The sequence below is a fragment of the Mesorhizobium sp. M0983 genome, assembly GCF_040318975.1.
Taxonomy (GTDB): Bacteria; Pseudomonadota; Alphaproteobacteria; order Rhizobiales; family Rhizobiaceae; genus Mesorhizobium.
On sequence record NZ_JAMYNH010000064.1, the window covers coordinates 1 to 1,096 of the forward strand.

General features: G+C 63.0%; 1 pseudogene. It reads right to left on the reverse strand.

The window, feature by feature from the left end:
* Window positions 1–161 precede the first annotated feature (161 nt).
* Window positions 162–1,096: pseudogene (locus tag NKH71_RS33320) on the reverse strand (IS5 family transposase); the annotation flags it as partial.

The following is a 1,096-nucleotide window of genomic DNA, read 5'->3' on the forward strand; positions in this document are numbered from 1 at the left end:
GATCATATGGACACCTCGAACTACCGTCATTTCGGAGGGTTTAGGTCCGCGATGAGGTCGGGCACAACCTGATACCCCCGAGCGCTTGGTCTTTTGGTCGATGATTTTGATGCTCGGGGCCGATCGTGGCGCCGCTGCGGCGGCATTGACCGCCTTTGGCATCATGCGGGCGCAGTGCGCCCCTGGTGCCATACGAAGCGGGTGAGATTGTAGGCGAGGTTGGCCATGCCGATCTTGATCCTGGCCCGCGCGATGCCGATCGTGCGCACGAACAGACCCATGCGGGATTTCTGCTGCGCGAAGACGTGCTCGACAAAGGCACGGATTTTGGAGCGTCGGCCGTTGGCCCGCGACGTCGCCTCGCTCATGGGCCGGCCCTGCGGCTTCTTCTGGTGAATGTCGGAGACGAAGCCGTTCCGGTCGAGCCACTCCTCGTTCCTGTTCGAGCGATAGGCCGTGTCGGCCCACACCGTCGAGCCGGTGTTGCGCGGTTGAGCACATTGCGAAGCTGAGCACCGTCATAGGCTGACGCGCTCGTGACGTTCCATCCTCGGATGAAGCCGTGCCTGCGATCGATCGAGGCGTGGTTCTTGTAGCCGAAGGCGGGAATGGCGATGTCGCGTTGCTGCGCCTTTCCCTCTTCCGCGACCTTGGCTTTCGAGAACTTCACCGTCCAGCGTGCATCGCGGTCCTTCTGGCGCAACTTCGCGGGCTTGTTCTTCCACTCGTCCGGAACCTTGCCCGCCTTAATGTCAGTCTTCTCGGCGTCGGTGTTGCGCTGCTTGGGCGCCGCCACGATGGTGGCATCGACGATCTGCCCGCCCATCGCCAGGTAGCCGGCCTTGCCGAGGTGCTTGTCGAAACGGGCGACCCGGAATAGCCAGATCGTCTTGGCGTCCGGCACCCTGTCTCCGAGCCCCAGCCCGAGGAAGCGCATGAAGGATAGACGGTCCTGGATCTGGAACTCGGCCTCGTCGTCAGACAGGCCGTAGAGCGCCTGCAGAACCATGATCTTGAACATCATCACCGGATCGTAAGGCGGCCGACCACCCTTCGCGCCATCGGAACGCTTCAGCGCCTTGGCCAGCGGCTTGCG